The 1,660-nt window shown below is 47.5% G+C and carries 1 pseudogene; it reads left to right on the forward strand.

What is annotated here, in order from left to right:
- Positions 1-1,660, forward strand: a pseudogene (locus VN105_RS25340) (TonB-dependent receptor); the annotation flags it as partial.

Here is a 1,660-nt window from a genome sequence, read left to right on the forward strand (position 1 = left end):
GTTTAATAATCAGTCTTCCACCGTAGCAGAATTGAAAACGCGCTTTAATAACAACTTTTCCAATAGCGTCATAGCAGGCTTTACCAGCATCCATGATTATCGCAATCCGCTCAGCGACCCTGCCTTTCCACAGGTACAGATCGTGGGCCGTACTCCCGGTACAACTATCTTCTTTGGCACCGACAGGGAAGCCTCTATCTTTAATCAGCGCCAGCGCACCATAGAAATAACCGATAACCTGGTATGGAACCTGGGCAGGCATACACTTACCTTAGGTACCCACAATGAGTTATACAAGATCAACTACGGCTTTGTTAATTCATGGAATGGCAGGGTCACTTACCTGGGCATAAACGATTTCCTGAACAATAACCCCGAGCGTGTAAAGGGCAGCTACAACTATTTCAATAACAACCGGGATTACATCCTGGCCAACCCTACAGCTGTATTTAACATCAATTTTTACAGCCTCTATCTGCAGGATGAGGTACAGCTCACAGATCGTTTCACTTTTACCAAAGGTATCCGGTTTGACCTGGCAGACGTGCCCACCAAACAAATCCTGAGCAATAAGTCGCGCAACGCTTTCACTGATCCGGCTTTTGGTACTACCTACACCTATACGCCGCTAAACCAGATCACCGGCAATTACCTTGGCAGGATCCAGGTGTCGCCCAGGATAGGCTTTCGCTTTGATGCCTATGGCGATCAGTCCCTGGTGCTGAGAGGCGGCTTAGGGATGTTCACCTCCCGCATCCCTTTCGCCTGGTTGGGTTACGCTTTCTATAATAATGGCGACAGCTATGGTGCTTACGATCAGAAAACAGACGGCAACCCTCCCTATGTATTCCAGGGCGATCCCCTGCAACATCAGCCCGGGCAAGGTATTGACTATTTCGCCGGTCAGAACGGACAGGTGATTTCAGAAAAAAATGCCGGTAAAACACAGGTGGATGTAATAGACAATAACTTCGTTATGCCAAAAGTATTACGCGGCAGTATTGCGGTTGACTTCAAAGACAAATACGGGTTTAAATACACTCTTGAAGGCATCTACACCAAAACGATCAGGGATGTAATGTTCCGCCAGATCAATCTTACAGACCGTCCTACCTATGCGGTTTTTGATTCAGCCGTAAATCACCAGTACCAGCCGGTATTTCGGGGGCAGAATAGCCTGAACCCGCAATTTGCCAATGTTTATGAAATGTCTAACACTACGGAAGGCTATCGCTATAGCATCACAGGGCAGGTATCACACACCATCCAATCAGGCTTTGGTTTCTCTGTGGCATATACCTACGGCCAATCCAAAGACGTGGCCAACGGTATTCGTAATTCATTTGAATCCAACTGGCAGCTGAACCAGGCACTGAATCCCAATAACCCGCAGCTGGCTTATTCCAACTTTGATATTCGCCATCGTATTGTAGGCAACATCAGTTATCGTAAAGCCTGGAGCAAAACCTGGACAAGCTCCTTTTCCCTGTTTGTATCTGCTCAGTCAGGCTCGCCCTTTACATATGGTTTCGTAAACTATACGCCGCAAAACACGCCGCAGCAGGTTTCCCTTGCCTATATACCGGCAAAGGGAGAGACCATTAATTTCTTTGCGCCCACCGAAACACAAACCGCCCAGGAACAGGCAGTTGCTTTTGAT

Origin of the sequence: Chitinophaga sp., from assembly GCF_035564935.1 — a bacterium.
Taxonomy (GTDB): Bacteria; Bacteroidota; Bacteroidia; order Chitinophagales; family Chitinophagaceae; genus Chitinophaga.